Raw genomic sequence first — 20,968 nt, forward strand, 5'->3', positions numbered from 1 at the left:
AGCGGAACCACAGCCCCGAGCGGAACCAATGCCATGACCACAACCATCAGCAAACACGCCACCTGTACCGCGGCCATTACCTGTGCCGTGCTGGCGCTTTGGTTGGCGGCGCCTGCTCAGGCTCAGACCGAAGATACCTCGTTATCGTTGTTTGAACCTGTCGATCAGGGCACTGACAACGATCAGTCACAGACCTCCGGACCTCGCAACCCATCGGTGTCTGCCGGTGGCGGACCACAGTTTTCGCTGGTCGGCACCTCCCGTTTTGGGGATCGTTACACAGTTAGTGTCCGTGACAGCAGTGGCGAGGTTATTACCGTGGATGCCGGCGCCGGTGGCGATGCCGCCATCCCGGGCTACCCCGGCTTCAGCGTTACCCACGTGGCCTCGCGTCATGTTCTGTTGCAACAGCCCGCCAGCAGCCCCTGCTTTGAATTCAGTGATCAGGGCGTGACCTGTGAGGACGGCAATACCGCGCGTCTGGCACTGGCAACGGCGGAGCCCGTCGCACCGCCACCGGAACCGGAACGACGCCGCGACCGCCGCGCCGAAGACGGCGACGCCCAAAATGCTGACGCCGGTGAGCAAAACACCGCTGATCAGCCAATGAACCCTTTTGCTAATGCACTGCGCGCTGCACGTGAGCGTGATGGTGAGCCCGATGCCGCAGCCAGCCGTGCTGAAGCCCAGCGCTTCCGGCCGCGTCGCATTGATCCGGAAGACGTGCCCGAAGGTTATCGCCTGGTCCGCACACCGTTCGGAGACCGGATGGTCCCGCTCTAGATGTCTGTGCAACTTACCGTATCGCTGGTTGTTTATGGCTATGATGAGGCCGTGCTCAGCGATACCCTGAGGTCTTTGCGCGAGGCGATCGATGACGCCCGGGTCCAGGGCGAACTGGGCGCCGTGCATATCACACTGGTGGACAATGCCGATCATGAAGCCGCGCTGGAAACCCTGCTGCGTCACTGTTTTCACGCATCCGGCGACGCCGTGACGCTTGATGTCATCTCCGGCCATGGCAACGTCGGTTTTGGTCAGGCGCACAACCTGGTCATCCACCGTGCCGACAGCGAGTACTACCTGATTCTGAACCCGGACGTTATTGTTGATGACAAGGCGCTCAGTGCCGGTATCCGATATCTGCAGCAGACACCATCGGCTGTCGCGGTATCACCGGCCATCTTCGATGGTCATGGGGCGCCGGAATCAGGCTGCAAACGCTACCCCGGGGTGCTGGATTTTTTGTTACGCGGGTTTGCCCCGACCTGGCTCAAACAACGTTTCAGCAAACGTCTGGCGCACTATGAAATGCGTGACCTCCCCGCCGATCAGCTTTGTGCCGACGTTCCCATCATCAGTGGCTGTTTCATGCTGTTCCGGCATAATGCCCTGCGCCAACTGGGCGGCTTCGACCCGCGGTATTTTCTTTATTTTGAGGACTTTGATCTGTCTCTGCGCGCCCGCGCGCTGGGGTCACTGGGTTATCTGCCGCAGATGCGAATCACCCATCTGGGTGGCAACAGCGCCCGCAAAGGTCTGCGCCATATCGTCATGTTCGGCCGCTCCGGCTTCCGCTTCTTTTCCAGTCACGGCTGGCGCTGGTTATGACCACGGCTGTCGACCACCAGCCTGATGTCCTGCTGACCGGCGCCCGCGGTTTTGTCGGTCGGGTTTTGCAACAACGGCTGCAAGCCGGACCGGTGACCGTGCGGACTCTGCAACGACCGCAGCATGACCTGCTGCAGCCACACTCGTTGAGCGGCCTGTGTCAGGGTGTGGATACGGTTTACCATCTGGCTGCCTATGCGCACGTCAACCAGGCACAGATCAAGACCCTGTATGCCACCAATGTTGATGGCACTGCCAATCTGCTGCAGGCCGCCATTGCCGGCGGCGTCAGGCGCTTTGTTTATGTCAGCAGCATTCTGGCCGACCCTGTTTACGATCAGCCTCGCACCGCTTATGGTGATGCCAAGCAACGTGCCGAAACGATACTGCAGGCGGCCCATGCGGCCGGGCAGATTGAGGTTGTTATCCTGCGCCCCGTCAATGTCTATGGCCCGGGCATGAAAGGCAATCTGATCACGTTGCTGCGACTGATGCGCAAAGGTGTGATGCCGCCATTGCCGCGTTTTACCCGGGCGTTTTCGCTGATCGGAGTGGAAGATCTGTGTCAGGCTCTGCTGCAGGCAGCACACTGCCCGGTGACTGCCAGTGCGCCGGTTTACCCGTTAACCGATGGTCAGGTCTACCACATCAAGGCGCTGGAGCAGGCGATGCGGCAGGCATTGGGTAAATCACAACCGGCCTGGGCGACCCCCAAAGCGGTGTTCTACCTGGGCGCGCTGACCCTGGAAATGCTGGGCCGGTTGCTGCCAATCGACAATTCGCCCGGGCTGCGCAGCTACCGCGCGCTGGCCCGCAACTATACTGTGGACAGCACGGCAAGCCAGCGTGATCTGGGCTATAATCCGCAATCTGATTTTTACCGTGCACTGCCCGCCATTGTTGCGGCAATGGACGCCGGCACCACCGACACACATTAAACACAGTAAATGGATGTTGAGGCATATGGGACTTATGAGCGACACGACAGGGCAGCAGGCAACAGGGCAACAGGACGGCAACAAGACCACCAAAGGCATTATTCTCGCCGGCGGTACTGGCACCCGCCTGCATCCGATGACCATATCTGTCAGCAAACAGCTCATGCCCGTGTACGACAAACCCATGATCTATTACCCGCTGAGCACGCTGATGCAGGCCGGTATCCGTGACATCCTGATCATCACTACACCCGCCGACCTGCCGCTGTATCACCACCTGCTGGGTGACGGCAGCAAATGGGGTATCAATCTGCAGTACGCAGAACAGCCCAGTCCCGACGGGCTGGCGCAGGCCTTTCTGATCGGCGAGCAATTCATTGGCAACGACAGTGTGTGTCTGATTCTGGGCGACAATATTTTTTACGGCAATTCGCTGGAAGAAAAACTGCAAAAGGCCATGCTGCAGGAAAGCGGTGCCACGGTCTTTGCCTATTACGTCAATGACCCTGAGCGTTATGGCGTGGTCTCGCTGGACGAAAACAACACGGCGATAGATCTGGAAGAAAAACCGCTGCAGCCCAAATCCAACTATGCGGTCACCGGGCTGTACCTGTATGACAACAGTGTTGTTGATATCGCCAAATCGATCACACCGTCACCACGCGGCGAGCTGGAAATCACCGACGTCAACAAAACCTACCTTGAGCGTGGCACACTGCAGGTTGAACTGTTCAACCGCGGTACGGCCTGGCTCGATACCGGCACGGTGCAGTCATTGCTCGATGCCGCCAATTTTATTCGTGTACTGGAGGAAAGGCAGGGTCTTAAAATCGCCTGCCCGGAAGAAATCGCCTTCAGCAATGGTTACATCAATGCCGATCAATTGCGCGCGCTGGCGGCGCCGCTGTCAAAAAATGGCTACGGACAGTATCTGCTGCGTTTGATCAAGAATTAACAACGTGCATCTTATCCAGCCACTTGAACACCGGAGTTTTTGCCTGATATGAAAATCACACCTACCGCGATCCCTGATGTGCTGTTGCTGGAGCCCACCGTGCACGGCGACCATCGCGGCTTTTTCATGGAAACCTTTCGCCAGTCGCTGTTTGATGAACAGGTGCCGGGTATTCGATTTGTGCAGGACAATCACAGCAAATCGGCGCAAGGTATTCTGCGCGGACTGCATTATCAATTGCAGCAACCCCAGGGCAAGCTGGTGCGCGTAGTAGCCGGCGAAATCTACGATGTGGCAGTGGACATGCGTCAGGGTTCACCCACGTTTGGCACCAGCGTTGGTGCTTTATTGTCGGCGCAAAACCATCACCAATTATGGGTGCCGCCGGGTTTTGCCCACGGTTTTTATGTGGTCAGCGACAGCGCGGAAATGGTGTACAAATGTTCCGATTACTATGCGCCGGGCGATGAGTACAGTCTGTTATGGAATGATCCCGCATTAAAAATAGACTGGCCGCTGATCGCCGGTGCGCCACCGCCGATCCTGTCTGCCAAGGATCGTGATGGCCTGCTGTTACGTGATGCGCCCGTTTTCGATCCTGCCACCACAAGGCCCTCAACATGAGTCAAAAAATAGTATTGCTGGGCGCCAACGGTCAGCTCGGACAGACCCTGCAGCAGCATTTCAAAACGATGGACTGCGAATTGCTGGCGCTGGGTCGCGACACGCTGGATATCAGTGATGAAACCGCGCTGCGCAAGACACTGGGCGAGCTGGCACCGGATGTGATTATCAACGCGGCCGCCTACACCGCTGTTGATCAGGCAGAAACCGACGACCTCGACGCGCGCGCGGCCAATGCCGCCGGCCCCAAACATCTGGCGCGCTGGGTGAAGGAGCAGAATAGCTGGTTGCTGCACCTGTCGACTGACTTCGTGTTCAGTGGGCGCAACCACCGGCCCTATACACCCGATGACCAGACCGACCCTTTAAGTATTTACGGGCGCACCAAGCTGGAAGGCGAACTGCATGTGCGTTATCTGGCCCGCGATAACAGTCTGGTGCTGCGCACCTCCTGGGTGTATTCACAATACGGGCGCAATTTTCTGACAACCATGCTGCGCCTGATGGCGGAGAAAGACAGTCTGAACGTTGTTGATGACCAGATTGGTACACCGTCATCAACGCTGGGTCTGGCGCGCTGTATCGCAGCCGCCGTGGACAAGCGTCCGGTGGGTATCCTGCACTGGACTGATGCCGGCGTTGCCAGTTGGTATGATTTTGCTGTCGCCATTCAGGATGAGGCAATCAAACAGGGCTTGCTGGCCAAGGCGATTCCGATCCATCCCATCCCGACAACGGCGTATCCGACGCCGGCCCGGCGGCCGTCATTCAGTGTGCTGGACAAGACCGCGACCATGGCAGTGCTGGATTGTCAGCCGCAGCATTGGCGACGTGAGCTGGTTCACGTTATCAAACAAATACAAAAATAATGCGCGCCGGCTAAAATTTTCTACCGGTGTTGCAGGTCCATTCATGGATGGTGTTTTTGGAGTTACCGTATGAGAATTATTGGTCGCTGTGCCCTGATCATTTGCCTGTTGGGCGTTTCACCTCTGTTGACCGCGACCACCGTGGCGCAGTTGTCATTCGATGAAGTTGTCGGCACTGCCGACCTGGTATTTGAAGGCCGGGTGGTGAGCGTTGAGGCGCGCGCAACCGGACCCCGCAGCATCCATACCTTTGTTGAATTCGAAATACTCGATGTGCTCAAGGGCGAGTACACCGGGACCCGCATTGAACTGAGCTATCTCGGTGGCCGGGTTGGCAACCGCCAGCTTGAGGTCAGCGACATGCAGCTGCCCGAGGCCGGGGAAACCGGTGTCTATTTTGTCGAGTCTTCCGGAACTCCCCGGGTTCGTCAATTGCATCCGCTGGTAGGCTGGTCGCAGGGTCACTACCTGATCGTGCAGGACAGCAATGGCCGCGCCCACGTGCAGAGTGCCGGTCATCAGCCCATCCGTGCCGTCAACATTGCTCCGTTTGCTGCCGCGCAAACGTTGAATGAGGACGGTGTCGCCAGCGGTGTGCAGATTCAGGCCATTGCTGATGAGGGTTCGGCGATGAGCGCTGCCGGTTTCAAGGCCCTGGTGCGCGAACGCGTGCAGGAGTTGACGCCATGATCTGCAATCCAGTCAGTGGGCTGCGTGCCCTGCGGGCAGTCTTTTGTCTATCTCTGTTGACGACGGCCTTGCTCAGCAGCGCGGCGCAGGCTTTCGACATCAGCGCCAATGCCAATAAATGGCCGGGTGCGCAAACCACCATATACACCGGCGTGCCCGGTACCTCCCGAAGCGGAACGCCCTGGGCGGTTGCCCTGCAGCGTGCCGCCGGGGAATGGACGGACAGCACCCGCTTCAATTTTGAAGCCAGTCCGTCATACCGCGACCCCTGCGCTGGCAGCGGCCCGGGCGGCCGCCCGGATTTTCTCAATGGCATCGATTTCCGCGCTAATGTGTGTGGCGACAGCTTCAATTCATCGACGCTGGCGGTCACTGTTTTCTTCACCGAATTCAATATTCTGGGCACGGCAGATATCGTCGAGGCCGATATCATTTTTAATGACAATCTCAATTTTGATGTCTACGACGGGCCGCAACGTTCGGGTAGCAATGCCACGCGTGAATACGATTTCCAGCGCATTGCCCTGCATGAACTGGGGCATGTCATTGGTCTGGGCCACGACGACAGTCAGGCGGCGATCATGTCCTCAACCATCGGCAATCTGTTCCGCCTGCAGACTGACGATATCAGCGGTGCCGATACCCTGTACGCCGGTATTGAGAACTGTGATTACCGGGCGATCCGCTTCGGCTGGGTCTATGGACGCCTGGATGCCGGCGACTGCCGAATTCAGCAATTGCTCAGCGGCGGCTCCGATGACAGTTTTGTCGATGTCTATACACTGGACCTGACCCAGGATCTGTTTGTGACCTTCGACATGGTGACCGACGGTCAACTGGACAGCGTGTTGTTTGTTGGCAACGCTAATCTGGGCGCGCTGCGCGTTGATGAAGACAGTGCCGGTAACTGCAATCCGCGCTTGACCGCGACGTTGCCGGCAGGCCGGCACACGATTCTGGTCAATACCTACAGCAACAATATTGATCCCCCCTGTGGCGTGACCAATACCGGAAACTATCGAATGTCGGTGGTGGCGCAAAGCGGAGAGCTGCTGACCCTGAGTGGCCAGCAAAGTTTTCAGGGCGGCCGTGCGGATGCGGTGTTCTATGGTGGCGTCACCACCAATGGCGGACAAAACTATACCAACCGGGTGTCGTCACTTGAGCCTTTTGATGTGAGGGGGCGCATCGAGATTGATCCGAAACATCAGGGCCAGCCCGGGTTTCTGGCAGTCGCGCTCATTACCCCGCAGGGTGAAATCCTGGTCAAGAATACCCGCGGCGAACTGGTGGGTTATCAGCCCGAGGTACAATTGGTGCCGGTCAGTGAGCGCAAGGTGCTGGGCGCCGTTGAAGACCTGGAAGTGCTGACGCAGTTTCGCGCAGCAGAAATCGGCATCAGCGAAATTGATGTCGATTTCTACATCGGTTATGGCGTCGACAGTAACCCGGGTGAGCTGTATTTCAACGGCCAGGCAATCAACGTGCTGGTGGAATAACAGTCCGGTAACCGGCGAGCGCGTTACTCTGCGTCTGGTGCCTGCAGGCTGACGCTGATATCAACCAGGTCATCGGCGGTCAGGGTGCCGGAATCACGGCGCAGATACAGACCCATCTTGATGTGTTCATAGCGAATGGCCTGCAGGTCGCGTTCGGCAACAAACTCGTCACGTACCGCATCCAGTACGTCAACGCTGGTCACGGTGCCCAGCTCAAAACCACGCTGTCGTGCGCGGCTGGCGACACGACGTGCTTCCAGCAGTTTCTCCGCAGCGGCAATCTGTTGCTCGGTTGATTGCAGGCGCAGATAGGCCAGACGGGTACGTTCGCTGACGTCCAGATTCAGCTGCCGTAATTCGTTCTGTGCGATGCTTTGCTGACTGCGTGCTTCGCTGACCGCGGCGCGGTTGCTGCCACCGGCGAACAGCGGAATGGTCACATCCAGCGCGAGATAACCGGTATCGGTTCGGCTGTTCAGCAACTGGTTGTCGAAGCCCAAGTTGGACTGTTGCTGTTGCGCGATCAGGCTGACTCTGGGCATATAGGCGCCACGTCGCTCTGAAACCCGTCGCTCGGCTGCCTTTACCGCATACTCACGCGCCAGAATCATGTGATTGTCCTGCCGCGCCCGCGCCACCCATTCCATGGCAGTGCCTTCGATCTGTGGCAGCTGCGCGTCGTCGCCCAGGGTGAACAGGTCACCCACAGCCAGCCCCGATGCTGAATACAGTGACTCGCGGGCCAGTGTCACTTCGGTGGCCAGGTTAAGTCGTTCCGCTTCCACAGCTGCCAGTCGTGCCTGCGCGTCATACAGATCCGTAATCTGCACCATCTGCATGCCATGCATGCGCTCAATTTGCCGTAGCTGGGTCTGAGTCGCCTCCAGTTCGCTGTCGATTGAACGCAGGGCGTCTTCGGCCTGCAGCACCTCAAAATACATCTCTGCCACTTCCGTCAACAGTGCTGACAGTTCGGCAAAATACTCGGCCTCGTATTGCTCTTCCACCATGGATGCAGAACTGCGGCGGGCAAACGTCTGCCAGTCAAACAATACCTGTCGCAACTGCAGCGCATAGCGCTCACCGCGGTACTGATTAACGCGGTCCAGCGCTTCCTGGCGGTTCTCGGAGACATTGGCGGTGGCATTGATCTGGGGCAACAGTTGCCCGGTGGCTGCGCGTTTGCGCGCGGTGCCGATACTGCGCCTGGCTTCGGCGATCTGTATGCGGGGACTGAATTCCATCGCGGCAATAAAAAAGTCTTCCAGCGTGCTGCCTGAGCCGCTTTCCTGCATGGCAGCAGCAGCGGCGGCCTCGGCGGCTATGGTTTCGGACTCATCCGCGACTTCAGCGGCATAAACAGCTGGCGCACCAAGCAATGCGACGAGCGCGGTAGCGCCCAGTAAAGTGGTCAGGGGTCGGGCGATGCTGCGGTGTTGGTAAGTCTGTGTCATACGCATCAGTCTTCCCGGAAGCTACGCGCCAGCGCGTTGGAGACGGGTTTCATCAAATATTGCAGGAAAGTTCGTGAGCCGGTGGCGATAAATACCTCTACCGGCATACCCGGCACCAGCGCCAGGCCGTCCAGGTTGGCGCGTCCTTCCGGTGTCACTTCCACGCGTGCGGTGTAATACGATGCGCCGGTATTCTCATCAGCAAACGCATCAGCCGACACGTTGATGACCACGCCCAGAATGCTCGGCACGGAGCTGCTGAAGGCGGAGAAGCGGATATTGGCTTCCTGCCCCATTGCCACCCGATCGATATCGATGGGGGAAACCCGTGCTTCAATAATCAGCTCGTCAGATTGCGGCACGATATCGGCAATACGGCTACCCGGCGCAATGACGCCACCCTCAGTATGAACTTGCAGACCATTCACCACCCCGGCGACGGGTGCTTTTATCACGGTGCGGCTGACAATATCGCGCAGGGCATTGCGACGCTCGGAGACATCACGAATGTTGGTTTGGACTTCGCTAAGCCGGTTCGCCACTTCATTTTGAAACTCACGTTCCGCCTGAATGATCTCGAGTCGGGTTTCACCGATCTGCATTTCTGTTGACGAAATATTGGCAGTCAGTTCCGCTGCTTCGCCGCGCAGGGTGGAAGCATTACGTTCAAGCTCACGCAGCCGGTTTTTGTCAGAAAATCCTTCTTCCAGCAATGCGCGCACATCATTGAGTTCTTCGCTGAATGATGTCGCCAGCTCTTCTTTGCTCTCACGCAATGCGCGTAAACCCTGCAGTCGCGACTGCAGTTGTTCAATGCGTTGCTGCAATACATCCACGCTGCCTTCCAGCTGACTCTTGCGGGTGCGGAATATCTGCTCCTGCGATGCCATCTCTACCACCGCGTTACTTTCCAGCGCAGACAGCGCAAGTGGAAACTGCACCTGGTCGAGGTCATCGCGCTCGGCAATCAGGCGTGCTTCCAGTGCACCCAAGGCAACAAATTGGGCATTGGCCATTTCCAGTTGTGCCATCTGCTGGGTATTGTCCAGCACCAGCAACGGTTCACCAGCATCCACGACATCACCGCTGCGCACCAGTATCTCCTGCACAATGCCACCTTCCAGGTGTTGTACCACCTGGCGGTTGGAGCGCACGATCACGGTACCGGGAGCATTTGCCGCACCGTCAATGGGCGCCACCGCGGCCCAAACCCCAAAAACACCAAACACCAGGAAAAATATCAGCAGGCCAACACGCTTTGGCGATTCCATGCTGGTTTCCACATTCGGGGCTGCCGTATTCTGTTTGCTGTTATCTGCCACAATCGATTTCCGTTAAGTCTGTCGAATAAAAAAGGTGCGTCTCTTTATCTCGGTACGGCGCTTTATTCAGGTGCCCCGCACTACTGCTGTTACTCAGGCGCGCTGTCCGGTCAGGCTGGCCAGCACTTCATCCTTGGGGCCGAAGCTGACGGCCAGGCCGTCTTTCATCACCAGCAGTTTGTCCATGCCCTGCAGCACCATGGTGCGGTGGGTAATGACAATAACCGTGGCTCCCTGTTCTTTAACGCGTTGCAATGCCGACACCAGTTCGCGCTCGCCGGCATCATCAAGATTGGAATTGGGTTCATCCAGCACCAGCAGCCGCGGGTTGCCGTAGACTGCGCGCGCCAGGCCAATGCGCTGGCGCTGACCGCCGGACAGTGTGCCACCGGCACCGCCAATGACGGTATCGTAGCCGTCGGGCAGGCGCAGGATCATCTCATGCACACCCGCCATTTGTGCGGCGGCCACGATCTGCTCGGCGTCGGGTTCACCAAAACGGCAGATATTGTCGGAAATGCTGCCATCAAACAGTTCAATGTCCTGGGGCAGGTATCCCACATAGGGTCCCAGTTCGCCGCGATCCCAGGCAGCAATATCAGCGCCGTCCAGGCGTACCTTGCCGGCGACACTTGGCCAGATACCGAGAATGGCGCGTGCCAGGGTGGATTTGCCGGAGGCGCTCGGGCCGACGATGCCCAGCGCTTCGCCGGCTGGCAGCTCCAGCGACACGCCTTTAACAACAGCGGTGCGGGTACCCGGTGGTGCCACCATGACCTGCTCCAATACCAGGTGTCCCTCGGGTGCCGGCAGGCTCATATGGTCCTGGGCGGGCGGAATAGTTTCCAGCAACTGACCCAGGCGCTCATATTGTGCGCGTGCTACCGAAAAACCTTTCCAGGTGCCAACCAGCAGGTCAATAGGCGCCAGTGCGCGGCCCAGCAGCAATGAACCGGCGATCATCATGCCCGGTGAAATTTCCTGTTGTAGCGCGAGCAAGGCGCCCAGGCCCAGTATCAGAGACTGGGTGGTGATGCGGAAGGTTTTCGAGATGCTGGTCAGCACGCCGGCCGCCCGGCTCGCCTCGGTCTGCAGGCCCAGCACTTCATCGGATTTTATTTCCTGCTGGTGGCGAATGTCGGCCGTCATGCCCATGGCTGCAATGACTTCTGCGTTGCGTATGCTGCCCGCCACTTGCCCGTTGACCTGGTTGGCCTTGGTGTTGGCGTCTTTCAAACGTTTATTGGTGGCTTTTTCGTTAGCCCAGGCCAGGAGAACCATGACAATGCCAGCCACAATGGCAACAACACCGAACCAGAAATGGAAGACAAACATGATGGCAACATAGATCGGAAACCACGGCGCATCAAAAAAAGCGAACAGGCCGTTGCCGGTCATGAACTGACGCAAACCGGACAGATCATTCAGTGGCTGTGCAGATTTGTTATTACCGGAAAGCAGGGCGTTTTTGAAGGTTGCATTAAAAACCCGTTCGCGTAACTGCAATTCGATTTTGTTGCTGGCGCTGGTCAGAATCATCGAGCGTACCCACTCGAAGCCCCCCATCGCCATGGTTAGAAACACCATCAACAGGGTCAGCATGAGCAGCGTGGAATAGCTGCCGCTGGAGATCACGCGATCATATACCTGCAACATGTAAATGATCGGCGTCAGCATCAGGATATTGACCGCGGCGCTGAACAGACCGGCGTACAGGAAATACCGGCGCACGGACTTCATGGCGTCAAACAGTTCGGGATAGGTAACAGAGCTTTTGGGTTTATTCATTGTGTTTTAATCGTTCATCCGTGCGGGCGACTAACAGCCTGTTAATCTGCTGAATTGATGGAATCGGGCATCAAGCGACATGCTGTATGTGGGGGGTGCGCTGATGGGATTCAACCCCGGACGCCACGACTTAACCGATAATCGGCGGATTATAACCGCGATGGGGGCTTTTTACTAACCGGCAGCGGTCGTGGCCGGATCACAGTTCTTCAGCGCCTTCGGCCAGTTGCTTCAGCGCGCCGGTGTTGGTTACCAGCAGCATGCCTGGGCCGTCACGCTTGACGATCTGCCGGGTCTGCAGAATCTGGAATACCCGACTCACCGACTCCCGGCTCAGGCTCAGCATGATGGCAATTTCCATGTGCGTGGGCGGGTTCATGATCACCGTGTCCTGCAACGACTGCTGTGCCCGTTCCGGCACCAGCATCCACAGCTGGCAGCACACGCGCTGGCTGATATTGGGCAGGCCCAGCAGGGAGCGCTGTCGGGTCATCTGCCGCACCCGCGCGGCCAGTCGCTCGCCCAGCATATTCAGCAGAATGGGGGCCTGCAGCGATACCTCGCGCAGACTGTCCATGGGGATAAAAACCGCCACCGCTGCCGTCAGCGCAATCACGAACTCGGGTTGCGGGCCATGATCAAACATACCCAGTTCACCGCAAAAGTCGCCGGGTTCCACAAAATACAGTCCCACTTCGCGGCCATCTATTGTAAAATCAACGCCCTGCAGGCGGCCTTCAAATAAAAAGCACACACATTCCTCACGCACGCCAGCGTTCAGCACCACCGCGCGGCGGGCGAACTTGCGCACACTGGATTGTTGCGCAAGGTGGGCAAGCGTGGCTTGCGGAAGAGGCTTCAGGCCGGGGAATGTACCCAGAAGCTCCGGAGTGACCTGCATGTGGCGTTCTCTGTATTGGGCTCTGTTATGGGCTCTGTTGTGGGCTGTGCAATCGACGCAAACCGTTACCCGGCGGGCGTTTTATGGGAGCAGAGTCATTATAGTAAGTTCATGCGGGATAGCAAATGCGACGAATGACAAGAGAACTTGGGGCCGGTGTGACCGGAATCACTCGTGTTGCCGGTCTTATGGGATAGGCTTACCTCCACGCTCGAACAGGACTGTCCCGATGGCACAGAAATCGACACCAAAAATGACGCAAACACTGATTAAAACAGCCATAGTTAACGCTTTGATGACATTGCTGCTGGCAGTGGCAGGCCACAGTGTGGCCGTTGCTCAGGAACCTGCTGCGTTGACCATTGCGGCGCCCCAACCTGCCGTGGGCGAAGTCAGTCTGGTGCTGGGCAAGGCCTGGCTGGTGTCAGGCAGTGGCCGCAGGGCCGTGGCAACGGGCACTGAAATCCGTGCCGAGGATCGCATTCTTACTGAAGCCAATGGTCACGTCCATATCCGGTTTGTTGATCAGGCCCTGGTCAGCGTACGCCCCGACAGCCGTCTGGAAATCGTGCAGTATGATTACAACGCCGACGCACCCGAACAATCCACCATCAAGCTGAACCTGGAAGAAGGCATCACTCGCGCCATCTCGGGTGCCGGTGCCAGCGCGGCGCGGGAGCGTTTTCGCCTGAACACGCCGATTGCTGCCATTGGCGTGCGTGGTACCGATTTTGTGGTCAGCGCCACCCCGCGCGCGGTGCGTGCCCTGGTCAATGAAGGCGTTATTGTGATGGCGCCGTTCTCCAGCGATTGTCGCGCCGACAGTTTTGGCCCCTGCCTGATCAACGCGGTCGAACTGACCGGCAGCTCGCTGCAGGTGATTGAACTTGAAGGCAGCAGCACCGCCCCGCGCCTGCTGCCAGCCGCGGTTGAACGTGGCCCCGGCATGATGGAAGAAGAAGTGCGGGTGGCTGTCAACGATGTCCAGAACAATGCCGATGATCAAAACGCCGGTACCGGTATTTATCTGGAAAGCGTCACCTCACAGCGCGTCAAAAATGAGGCGGCTAATGCCACGCAACCGCAGCAGCCCCCACAACAGCCAACACCGGAAACCCCGACGCCGTCGCTGGTCGATTTTACCCCGGAGACGGCCATTGCCGGTGCTGAACTGGCCGAACGTAATCTGATCTGGGGTCGCTGGGGTGACGGCCAGGCAGCGCAGGAGCGCATGACCGTCGCCATGGCTGAAGCCAGCGCAGGCCGTGATGTGACTGTTCCTGGTGGTGCTGACTACCTGCTGTTCCGCGCCGGCAATGGCGGTGAGCGAATCGCCAGCGGGCTGGGCACGGTCAGTTTTGGCCTGGCCAGTGCGCAGGCGTTTTACCACTCGGACAGCGGCGTTGCGGCCATGACCGTCAACGGCGGCTCGCTGGACATCAATTTTGACAACAGCCGCTTTTCCACCGGACTTGACCTGAACCACAGCCTGACCGGCGATGTACAGTTCAGCGCCAGTGGCCGGCTGTATGACGGCGGCTATTTTCATACCCGCTCCGATACCGAGCGCATGGCGGGCGCTGTCAGCCTGGATGGCACAGAAGCCGGTTATTTCTTCGAAAAGCAGCTTGAAAGTGGCAACATTCAAGGCCTGACATTGTGGGACGCGCCTTAGCATGCAACACCTGTCCCGTCTTAACCAGCTCATCAACCCGGTAGCACTCGCCCTGCGTCTGCTGCCGGTGTTCGGCCGCCTGTTGATGCTGGCTCTGGCCGCTGTGATCAGTGTGGTACTGATGGCCGTATTCCCGGGCAGCCTGGATACGCTGGAAGAGCGTCTGGGTGCCCAGGGCTGGTTGATGTCCGCCGATGACACCCCGGAACAGCGCATTACCATTGTTGCTATTGATGAAGCCAGTCTGGCCGAAATCGGCGCCTGGCCCTGGCCGCGCAGTGATATGGCCCGGCTGGTCAGCGCGCTGAACGATGCCGGTGTGCAACTGCAATTACACGATATTACCTACCCTGAAGTGCGCGACGGCGATGCTGAACTGATCGCTGCGCTGAACGCTTCGCGCGGCGCTGTGCTGGCGCAGGTGCCGGTGTTGCAGGCCAACGGGCAGTCAGAACAGAATGTACGCACCGGTGTCATGAGCTTTCCGCTGACCGGTCTGGATTGCTCATCCATGCCCGCCGCCAGCAGCACCAACAGTTTCATCGCGCCACATGCCGGTTTCAGTGCCATCCCCAAGGGTCATATCGCCCCCATTGTTGCCAGTGACGGTGCCATCCGGGAAGTACCTGCCTTTGTTTGTGTTGATGGCGAAGCCTATCCGGCGCTGGCACTGAGCGCCCTGCTGCAAGCCACCAATGCGCCCACCTGGGCAGCCAGTGTCAGCGACGGCAGCGGCCTGTTTGCCCCCGAGCAGGTGCTGCGCCTGGATGCCTATCCGGGCCTGACTATTCCGTTGGATGAAGCCGGCAACCTGCGCATCTCCTACAAAGACCTGCCACAGAACTTCCGCGCCGTGTCGGCGGCCGACGTTATCAATGGCCGCATTGACCCCGGCATGCTGGAAAACGCCTGGGTGCTGGTCGGCGGCACGGCCTTTGGCATGGGCGACATTGTGCCGACACCTTATAATGGTGCCACGCCGGGCGTCGAACTGCAGGCCCGTTTGCTGGGCAGCCTGCTGGATACCACCATGCCTTACACGCCGCGCGGTGCCCAATGGTTGCTGGCACTGCTGGCATTGATATTTGCCGGTATCACCCTGTTGCTGGCCGGTGCCCGCGAGCGTGTTGCGGCCTACGGCCTGCCCGTGGCTGCGGTGCTGATGCCGGTCATCACACTGGCTTTGCACTGGCAATTGCTGGCGGCATATGAAATCTGGCTGGGCTGGCTGTTCCCGGCTGTGTTTGGTCTGCTGGCCGCCAGTCTGCTGCTGTTGCTGGAACAAAGTCGTGTGCGCGCCGAGCGCAGCCGCGTATTTGGCAATCTGAACAGTTACCTGCCCAGCGACATTGCCCGCGAAATCGCTTTCAGCCTGCCCAGTTCGGCGATCAACGCCAAACGCTGTGATGTCACTCTGCTCAGCGCTGATCTGCGCAATTTTTCCGCCTTTGGTGAAGCGCGTCCGCCGGAAGAGTCTGCCGCGCTGCTACACTTCTTCTTCGTCAAAGCTGCCGGCATTGTTGAACACCACGGTGGCCGTATTCAGGAATTCAAAGGTGACAGCCTGCTGGCAGTGTGGGACGGACAAAGCGCCGATGAAGCCCACCGCGCTCTGGCCGCCGGACAGGAAATGCTGAGCATTGTTGATCGCGACATGCCCCAGCACCCGCCCGCCGGGCTGGAACCGCTGGCGCTGGGCATTGGTATTGAACAGGGGCCGGCACTGATGGGTTCCATTGGCCCGGCGCACCGCCGTACCCACACGCTGCTGGGTGACACCGTCACCATTACCCTGCGCATACAGGACATGACCGCCGAACTGGCACAGCCGATTCTGCTGGGTGAATGTGTCGCCCGTCAGTTAAGTGATATGAAACCCGAATCCCAGGGCAGCTATCTGCTCAATGGCCTGCGTATTCCCCATACGCTGTTTGCCCCGGCCATTGATGCCACACAAACTGACAGCCCGCGTCGTAATGCCCGTGCTGAACAGTTGAACCTGAAGATCGTGTCGGGCGGCAAAGGCGCCTGACAGCGGCCTGTACTGGCACCGACACCCGTTTTCACAGCCCTGCAAGTGATATGGGTATCACGTTTCTCTGCCTTGCTATTGCTTAGCGGCAGGCGATTCAAGATAATTGCCCGCATGCCACTCAGCACCTCGCCCAACAGCAAACATGCAGCTCTCTCCAGCCCCCGGCATAACGCTGGCCTATGGCGAACTTTGGCTAGTCTATGGCGCACTGTGCAAGCTGCACTCGCCGCCTTGGCGTTGACGCTGACGATGTCTGGCCTTGCGCAAGGCCAGACAGAGCAACATCAGGCCGAACCTGTCACGCAAACCTGCCCCGACCTGTTACCACTGCTGCAGCAAAACCCGCAACTGCCCGCGGACTGGGCGCAAATTGCAGAGCAGCTTGAGCCACTGCTGGCCCGCTGTCTGCGCAGCACAGAGTATTTTGCCTTAAGAGGCGCGGCGCAAATGAACATGGGACGCCTGGATCGGGCCCTGGAGTCACTGGAGCGCGCCCTGCTGTTGAATCCCGACAACGGTGGCGCCCAGGTGGATTACGCCCAGGCTCTTTACCTGCAAGGCCAGTTGTTTTCGGCGCTTGATCTAAACCGGCAACTGCTGGCGCGCGATGACCTGCCCACCGGTCTGCAGAACGTGTTGCAGGAGCGGGAGCAGACCTGGCGTGGCATGACCCGCCAAACCAGCCTGCAGGCCGACGTGCTGATGGGTTATGACAATAACCTCAATGGTGCGCCGGAACCCGGGCAAATCACCCTGACCCTTTCGGGTGAGTCGGTGGTGTTGCCCCTGAATCCGGAGTTTCGCCCCAAAAGCGGCCCGTACCTGAATCTGCGTCTGGGCGGCCGCTATCGCCAGCTCGCGCCGGAGCACCAGCATAATGTGCTGGTCGAGTTGCGAGGTCGGGTCAGTGAAGATAAGGCATCCGACCTGCTGCAACTGGACACCCGTTACGCCTTTATCAAACCCGGTAATGAGCGCAGCTGGCAGCTTAATGCCGGCGTGAGTCATTTGCTGTTCGGCGGCAGCCCGCTGTATACCGCCACCGAAGCCGGCGGTCGATTCATGCCCGACGCCAGTCTGGGCGCCTGCCGGCCGCAAGTCAGTGCCATTGCCCAGCATCAATTGTTTCATAACCAGAGTCGCCTGAACGCGGTAGAAAGCAAAGTCGGGGTCGGGTTGACCTGTGCATTGTCAAACCGGTTTGGCCCGCAGCAGGTGGTGGCTGAAATCAGTGCCCTGAACAACAGCCCGGTGCGCAACGGTCGGCCCGGCGGCAGCCGCCAGGGCTGGCAGGCTAATGTCGACTGGCAATGGCAGCTGGCGCGTGGGGTACTGCTAGCCCAGCTCAACCACACTGAAACCGACGACAAACGTGGCTATAGCCCCATTCTGGCGGACGGTGCCCGGCGTGACATCAGGCGCAGTTACGCCCTGTTGCAGTATCGCCAACCACTGTTCCCGGGCCGGCCCGATACCCTGCTGCTGTTCAACGTTTACCACCAAAAACAGCGCAGTAATCTGGAGCTGTTCCGCAGCATCGACAGCACCGTGGAAATCGGCGTCAGTCATCGCTTCTGACGGCCTGGAGCGGTCATCTTGCCAAATCCCTGTCTGGCAACTGTTTAGACTAATGGCTATTAGCCATTAGTCTAAGCAAAATAGCTGGTTACACGCTAAAGCTCAGAGTTTTGATGTGTCTTTACTTGTCATTGATACGGGTTCGGCGTATTCTAGGTGCGCTTGTCCGCTTGTGGCACACTTTTGAGTGCGTTTCCTGAGTGGCCCAAGTGAGAGTTTGTCAGGCTTTGCGGAGTAATGTTCTTTGATGTGATTGAGGTCACAGGGAAGAACGCTTGCCTCGTATATTCTTGGCACAGCCGATATGCGGTCATTTGCTGTTTAGGCATGTCACAATCGGATAAAACAATTTGGAATTAATCCTTAAGGAGTTACAACAGATGGCGACACAAGAAACTCGTGCAGAACTGATCACCATAGTAGTAGCAATGTTTGACGCTGCTCCCGGTGTTGCAGTCCTCTCTGACCTGACAGCCGCTTCCGATGCTGGCAACAGCAACACTGCAATTGCTGCAAGCCTGGCCAACAGCGCTGAATTCAAAAGCATTTTCCCAACATTCCAGACCAATGCTGAGTTCGTCAGCAAGTTTGTTGACCAGATGGTCGGCAGCCTGGTCTCAGAAGCTGAGAAAACTACTGTCAAGACAGCTCTGACCGCAGAAATGAACGCTGGCGCAACTCGCGTTGATGTGGTTCTGACTGCTGTAGCTGCCCTGAAAGCAATCCCGACAACTGACACCGTGTGGGGCAACGCTTCTGCTGCCTTTACTAACAAGGTTGAAGTTGCTACATACCACACAGTTGAAAAGCAGCAGCCGACAACTAGCCTGGCAGACCTCCAGGCAGAACTGGCTACAGTAGACAACACTGCAGCAAGCGTGACTTCTGCAAAAGCAGAGCTTGATGGCGAAGCCGCTGCAGGCCAGACATTCACCCTCACCACAGGCGTAGATAATGTCACCGGTACAGTTGCTAACGATACCATTAGCGCTGTTGTTGCAACATCCGGAGCGACTTTAAGCGCAGCCGACCAGGTTGATGGCGGAGCAGGTACGGATACTCTGAACCTGACAGCAGACACTGCTGGTGCTAGTGCTATTCCTGCTACTTTTTTCAAAAATGTAGAGATAGCCAATGTTCGAAACGTTTCGGGTAACGATCAAACACTTAACGGTGCCAACTTCGATTCCGAATCACAGGTCTGGTCTGACCGTTCTACGAGCAAGGTAATTGTTACCAACTTGGCGGCTGGTGCGACTGCCGGTTTGAAGGGCAGTGGCTCTAACGTTGCTTTTGACTTTGGCTACGCTACTGCAAGTTCAGCCGCAACTCTTGCCGTTGCTGACGGCGTAGCTGGCGGTGCGGTTGATATAACCAGCGCTCCGACAAGCGTGACTGTCAGTTCCAGTGGCGCAGCGAACACTATCGGTGCCCTGACTTTGGGCGGCTCTGCCACTGCATTGACCATTAACGCGACTACTAACCTGACTACCAGCGGCATCACTCAATTCACTGGTACTTCTGGCAAGATCACGGCAACTGGTGCAGGCAACGTTAGTATTGGCACATTGGAAAACACTACAGTTAAGACTGTTGATGCTTCCGGCCTGAGCGGTAAACTGACGACTACTCTGAACAGCAATGCCGGTATCGTTGTGACCGGTGGTTCTGGTGATGACACAATCACGACTGGTGCTGTTCTTGCCGGTACTGCATCAGTTGATGCAGGCGCAGGTACAGATACTTTGGTCGTTGCTGATGATGCTCATATAACCGCTACTAGTGGCGCGAAGTACAAGAGCTTTGAAACAGTACGTTTGACTGAAGCTTCGGGTACTTTGGATGTTTCCAATCTGGCAACAAACAATACAATCACTGCCGTTCAGTCTGGCAGCACTGGTCTGACTTTCAACAACCTGAATGCCACTCAAGCAGGTAACGTGCAGGTAGTAGCTGACGGTGCTGTGCTGACACTCGGCGTAAAAGATGCCGGTACAGTTGGCCAGCTGGACACTGTTAAGGTCATTATGTCTGCGACGAATGCCGCTCGCACATTGACCAACGTGGTCGCTTCCGATGTTGAAACTGTTGAGATTATGGCAAGCACCGGTACCGGTACTGCAACTGTTTCAGCATTCAATCATCAAGATACCAACAAGATTATCCTGAGTGGTTCTTCGGCTCTGTCGTTCACTACGGCAACGTCGAACGCCAACATCAACAGCCAGATCGATGGTTCTGCCGCAACTGGTAAGCTGACCATAGATGCCGGTAATACCGGTACTAATGGCTTGAAAATCACTGGTGGCTCGGCCGATGATACAATTACCGGTACTGGCCAAGCTGACGTGATTGTTGGTGGAGCAGGTAAGGATAAAATCACAGGTGGTGTTGGTGCTGATACGCTGACTGGTGGTGCTGATGCGGATACGTTCATTTTCGCGAATACCGCAACTGGCCTGCCTTCTGCGACAAACTTTGATACTATCACTGACTTCGCGAAAGGGTCTGATATCATCGATGGTCCGGCAGCGCTCACCATTAGCACAAGTGCAACAGCTTCTGTTGGAACGGCTGCTATTAATGCCGAAGGTATAGCGACTTTTGTTGCTGCTGACGACACATTGGCTGAGAAGCTCACAGCGGTCGCGGCTGGCGTGGAAGTAGCTACTGCAACTACTGCAAACGACATTGCGATCTTTGAGCATAGTGGCGATAGCTATGTCTTCATCTCAGACGCTACAGCTGGTCTTTCGGCTACTGACGTTCTGATCAAGTTGACAGGCGTGACTGGTTTGACTGATAGCACGATCACTTCAGGTGATCTGACTATTGCATAATCTTTCTCACTGAGAAAGCTACCTGTTTTCGAATAGGTTAAGTAAAAAGCCTCCGACTTCGGTCGGGGGCTTTTTTTTGGAGAGGCAATGACCAACTGAAGAATACGAGCCGAGTAATAGCTGCGAATATTGCATTGCGATTCAGTGCGCTAGTCAATATTTATCTATGTTATAGATTTATGGCAACGC

16 protein-coding genes are annotated in these 20,968 nt (G+C 57.4%); 12 read left to right on the forward strand and 4 right to left on the reverse strand.

From position 1 onward, the window contains the following. Positions 1-33 precede the first annotated feature (33 nt). The 8 genes from ENH71_RS06560 to ENH71_RS06595 all read left to right on the forward strand — a co-directional run bounded on the left by ENH71_RS06560 (position 34) and on the right by ENH71_RS06595 (position 7,186). Entirely contained in the window at positions 34-783 is a 750-nt protein-coding gene (locus tag ENH71_RS06560; RefSeq protein ID WP_294131425.1) for a hypothetical protein, read from the forward strand. Next, positions 784-1,611, forward strand: a complete 828-nt coding sequence (locus ENH71_RS06565) for a glycosyltransferase family 2 protein (RefSeq protein ID WP_294131428.1) — start codon at positions 784-786, stop codon at positions 1,609-1,611. Next, positions 1,608-2,549, forward strand: a complete 942-nt coding sequence (locus tag ENH71_RS06570; RefSeq protein WP_294131430.1) for an NAD-dependent epimerase/dehydratase family protein — start codon at positions 1,608-1,610, stop codon at positions 2,547-2,549. The genes ENH71_RS06565 and ENH71_RS06570 overlap by 4 nt, the downstream gene beginning before the upstream one ends. Positions 2,550-2,583: 34 nt before the next feature. Continuing rightward, complete coding sequence (gene rfbA / locus ENH71_RS06575; protein ID WP_294131432.1) at positions 2,584-3,504, forward strand: glucose-1-phosphate thymidylyltransferase RfbA; 921 nt, start codon at positions 2,584-2,586, stop codon at positions 3,502-3,504. Between the two features lie 48 nt (positions 3,505-3,552). After that, positions 3,553-4,128: a dTDP-4-dehydrorhamnose 3,5-epimerase gene (gene rfbC / locus ENH71_RS06580; RefSeq protein ID WP_294131435.1), complete on the forward strand. Its 576-nt coding sequence runs from the start codon at positions 3,553-3,555 to the stop codon at positions 4,126-4,128. Further along, entirely contained in the window at positions 4,125-4,997 is an 873-nt protein-coding gene (rfbD, locus tag ENH71_RS06585; protein WP_294131438.1) for a dTDP-4-dehydrorhamnose reductase, read from the forward strand. Before rfbC ends, rfbD begins: the two co-directional genes overlap by 4 nt. A gap of 69 nt (positions 4,998-5,066) precedes the next feature. After that, a complete protein-coding gene (locus ENH71_RS06590) occupies positions 5,067-5,687 on the forward strand; it encodes a hypothetical protein (RefSeq protein WP_294131440.1) in 621 nt (206 codons plus the stop codon). Then, entirely contained in the window at positions 5,684-7,186 is a 1,503-nt protein-coding gene (locus tag ENH71_RS06595; protein ID WP_294131442.1) for a matrixin family metalloprotease, read from the forward strand. The genes ENH71_RS06590 and ENH71_RS06595 overlap by 4 nt, the downstream gene beginning before the upstream one ends. 23 nt (positions 7,187-7,209) lie before the next feature. On the opposite strand, the gene ENH71_RS06600 is transcribed toward ENH71_RS06595, so the two are convergent. The 4 genes from ENH71_RS06600 to ENH71_RS06615 all read right to left on the reverse strand — a co-directional run bounded on the left by ENH71_RS06600 (position 7,210) and on the right by ENH71_RS06615 (position 12,651). Continuing rightward, complete coding sequence (locus ENH71_RS06600; protein ID WP_294131444.1) at positions 7,210-8,646, reverse strand: TolC family protein; 1,437 nt, start codon at positions 8,644-8,646, stop codon at positions 7,210-7,212. Further along, positions 8,646-9,962, reverse strand: coding sequence for an HlyD family type I secretion periplasmic adaptor subunit (locus ENH71_RS06605; RefSeq protein ID WP_294131447.1), 1,317 nt, complete (start codon positions 9,960-9,962; stop codon positions 8,646-8,648). The genes ENH71_RS06600 and ENH71_RS06605 overlap by 1 nt, the downstream gene beginning before the upstream one ends. A 93-nt stretch (positions 9,963-10,055) precedes the next feature. Beyond that, positions 10,056-11,750, reverse strand: coding sequence for a type I secretion system permease/ATPase (locus tag ENH71_RS06610; RefSeq protein ID WP_294131452.1), 1,695 nt, complete (start codon positions 11,748-11,750; stop codon positions 10,056-10,058). A gap of 199 nt (positions 11,751-11,949) precedes the next feature. After that, positions 11,950-12,651 (reverse strand): Crp/Fnr family transcriptional regulator, encoded by a 702-nt coding sequence (locus tag ENH71_RS06615; RefSeq protein WP_294131454.1) that lies wholly within the window; start codon positions 12,649-12,651, stop codon positions 11,950-11,952. Between the two features lie 229 nt (positions 12,652-12,880). On the opposite strand from ENH71_RS06615, the gene ENH71_RS06620 reads away from it, so the two are divergent. From ENH71_RS06620 to ENH71_RS06635, 4 genes are all read left to right on the forward strand, one after another. Continuing rightward, positions 12,881-14,326 (forward strand): FecR family protein, encoded by a 1,446-nt coding sequence (locus ENH71_RS06620; protein ID WP_294131456.1) that lies wholly within the window; start codon positions 12,881-12,883, stop codon positions 14,324-14,326. Between the two features lies 1 nt (position 14,327). Continuing rightward, a complete protein-coding gene (locus ENH71_RS06625; RefSeq protein ID WP_294131459.1) occupies positions 14,328-16,358 on the forward strand; it encodes a CHASE2 domain-containing protein in 2,031 nt (676 codons plus the stop codon). A 213-nt stretch (positions 16,359-16,571) separates the two neighbouring features. Further along, positions 16,572-17,939 carry a tetratricopeptide repeat protein gene (locus ENH71_RS06630; RefSeq protein ID WP_294131462.1) on the forward strand — a complete coding sequence of 456 codons (1,368 nt, stop codon included), beginning with the start codon at positions 16,572-16,574 and terminating at the stop codon, positions 17,937-17,939. Between the two features lie 380 nt (positions 17,940-18,319). Then, complete coding sequence (locus ENH71_RS06635) at positions 18,320-20,779, forward strand: beta strand repeat-containing protein (protein ID WP_294131465.1); 2,460 nt, start codon at positions 18,320-18,322, stop codon at positions 20,777-20,779. Positions 20,780-20,968: the final 189 nt, after the last annotated feature.

The sequence above is a fragment of the Pseudohongiella sp. genome (assembly GCF_011050365.1).
Taxonomy (GTDB): Bacteria; Pseudomonadota; Gammaproteobacteria; order Pseudomonadales; family Pseudohongiellaceae; genus Pseudohongiella.

Bases quoted from the DNA above. Each gene is read 5' to 3' on its own strand.
- ENH71_RS06560 (WP_294131425.1), top strand. From the start codon at position 34: ATGACCACAACCATCAGCAAACACGCCACCTGTACCGCGGCCATTACC.
- ENH71_RS06565 (WP_294131428.1), top strand. From the start codon at position 784: ATGTCTGTGCAACTTACCGTATCGCTGGTTGTTTATGGCTATGATGAG.
- ENH71_RS06570 (WP_294131430.1), top strand. From the start codon at position 1,608: ATGACCACGGCTGTCGACCACCAGCCTGATGTCCTGCTGACCGGCGCC.
- rfbA (WP_294131432.1), top strand. From the start codon at position 2,584: ATGAGCGACACGACAGGGCAGCAGGCAACAGGGCAACAGGACGGCAAC.
- rfbC (WP_294131435.1), top strand. From the start codon at position 3,553: ATGAAAATCACACCTACCGCGATCCCTGATGTGCTGTTGCTGGAGCCC.
- rfbD (WP_294131438.1), top strand. From the start codon at position 4,125: ATGAGTCAAAAAATAGTATTGCTGGGCGCCAACGGTCAGCTCGGACAG.
- ENH71_RS06590 (WP_294131440.1), top strand. From the start codon at position 5,067: ATGAGAATTATTGGTCGCTGTGCCCTGATCATTTGCCTGTTGGGCGTT.
- ENH71_RS06595 (WP_294131442.1), top strand. From the start codon at position 5,684: ATGATCTGCAATCCAGTCAGTGGGCTGCGTGCCCTGCGGGCAGTCTTT.
- ENH71_RS06600 (WP_294131444.1), bottom strand. From the start codon at position 8,646: ATGCGTATGACACAGACTTACCAACACCGCAGCATCGCCCGACCCCTG.
- ENH71_RS06610 (WP_294131452.1), bottom strand. From the start codon at position 11,750: ATGAATAAACCCAAAAGCTCTGTTACCTATCCCGAACTGTTTGACGCC.
- ENH71_RS06615 (WP_294131454.1), bottom strand. From the start codon at position 12,651: ATGCAGGTCACTCCGGAGCTTCTGGGTACATTCCCCGGCCTGAAGCCT.
- ENH71_RS06620 (WP_294131456.1), top strand. From the start codon at position 12,881: ATGGCACAGAAATCGACACCAAAAATGACGCAAACACTGATTAAAACA.
- ENH71_RS06625 (WP_294131459.1), top strand. From the start codon at position 14,328: ATGCAACACCTGTCCCGTCTTAACCAGCTCATCAACCCGGTAGCACTC.
- ENH71_RS06635 (WP_294131465.1), top strand. From the start codon at position 18,320: ATGGCGACACAAGAAACTCGTGCAGAACTGATCACCATAGTAGTAGCA.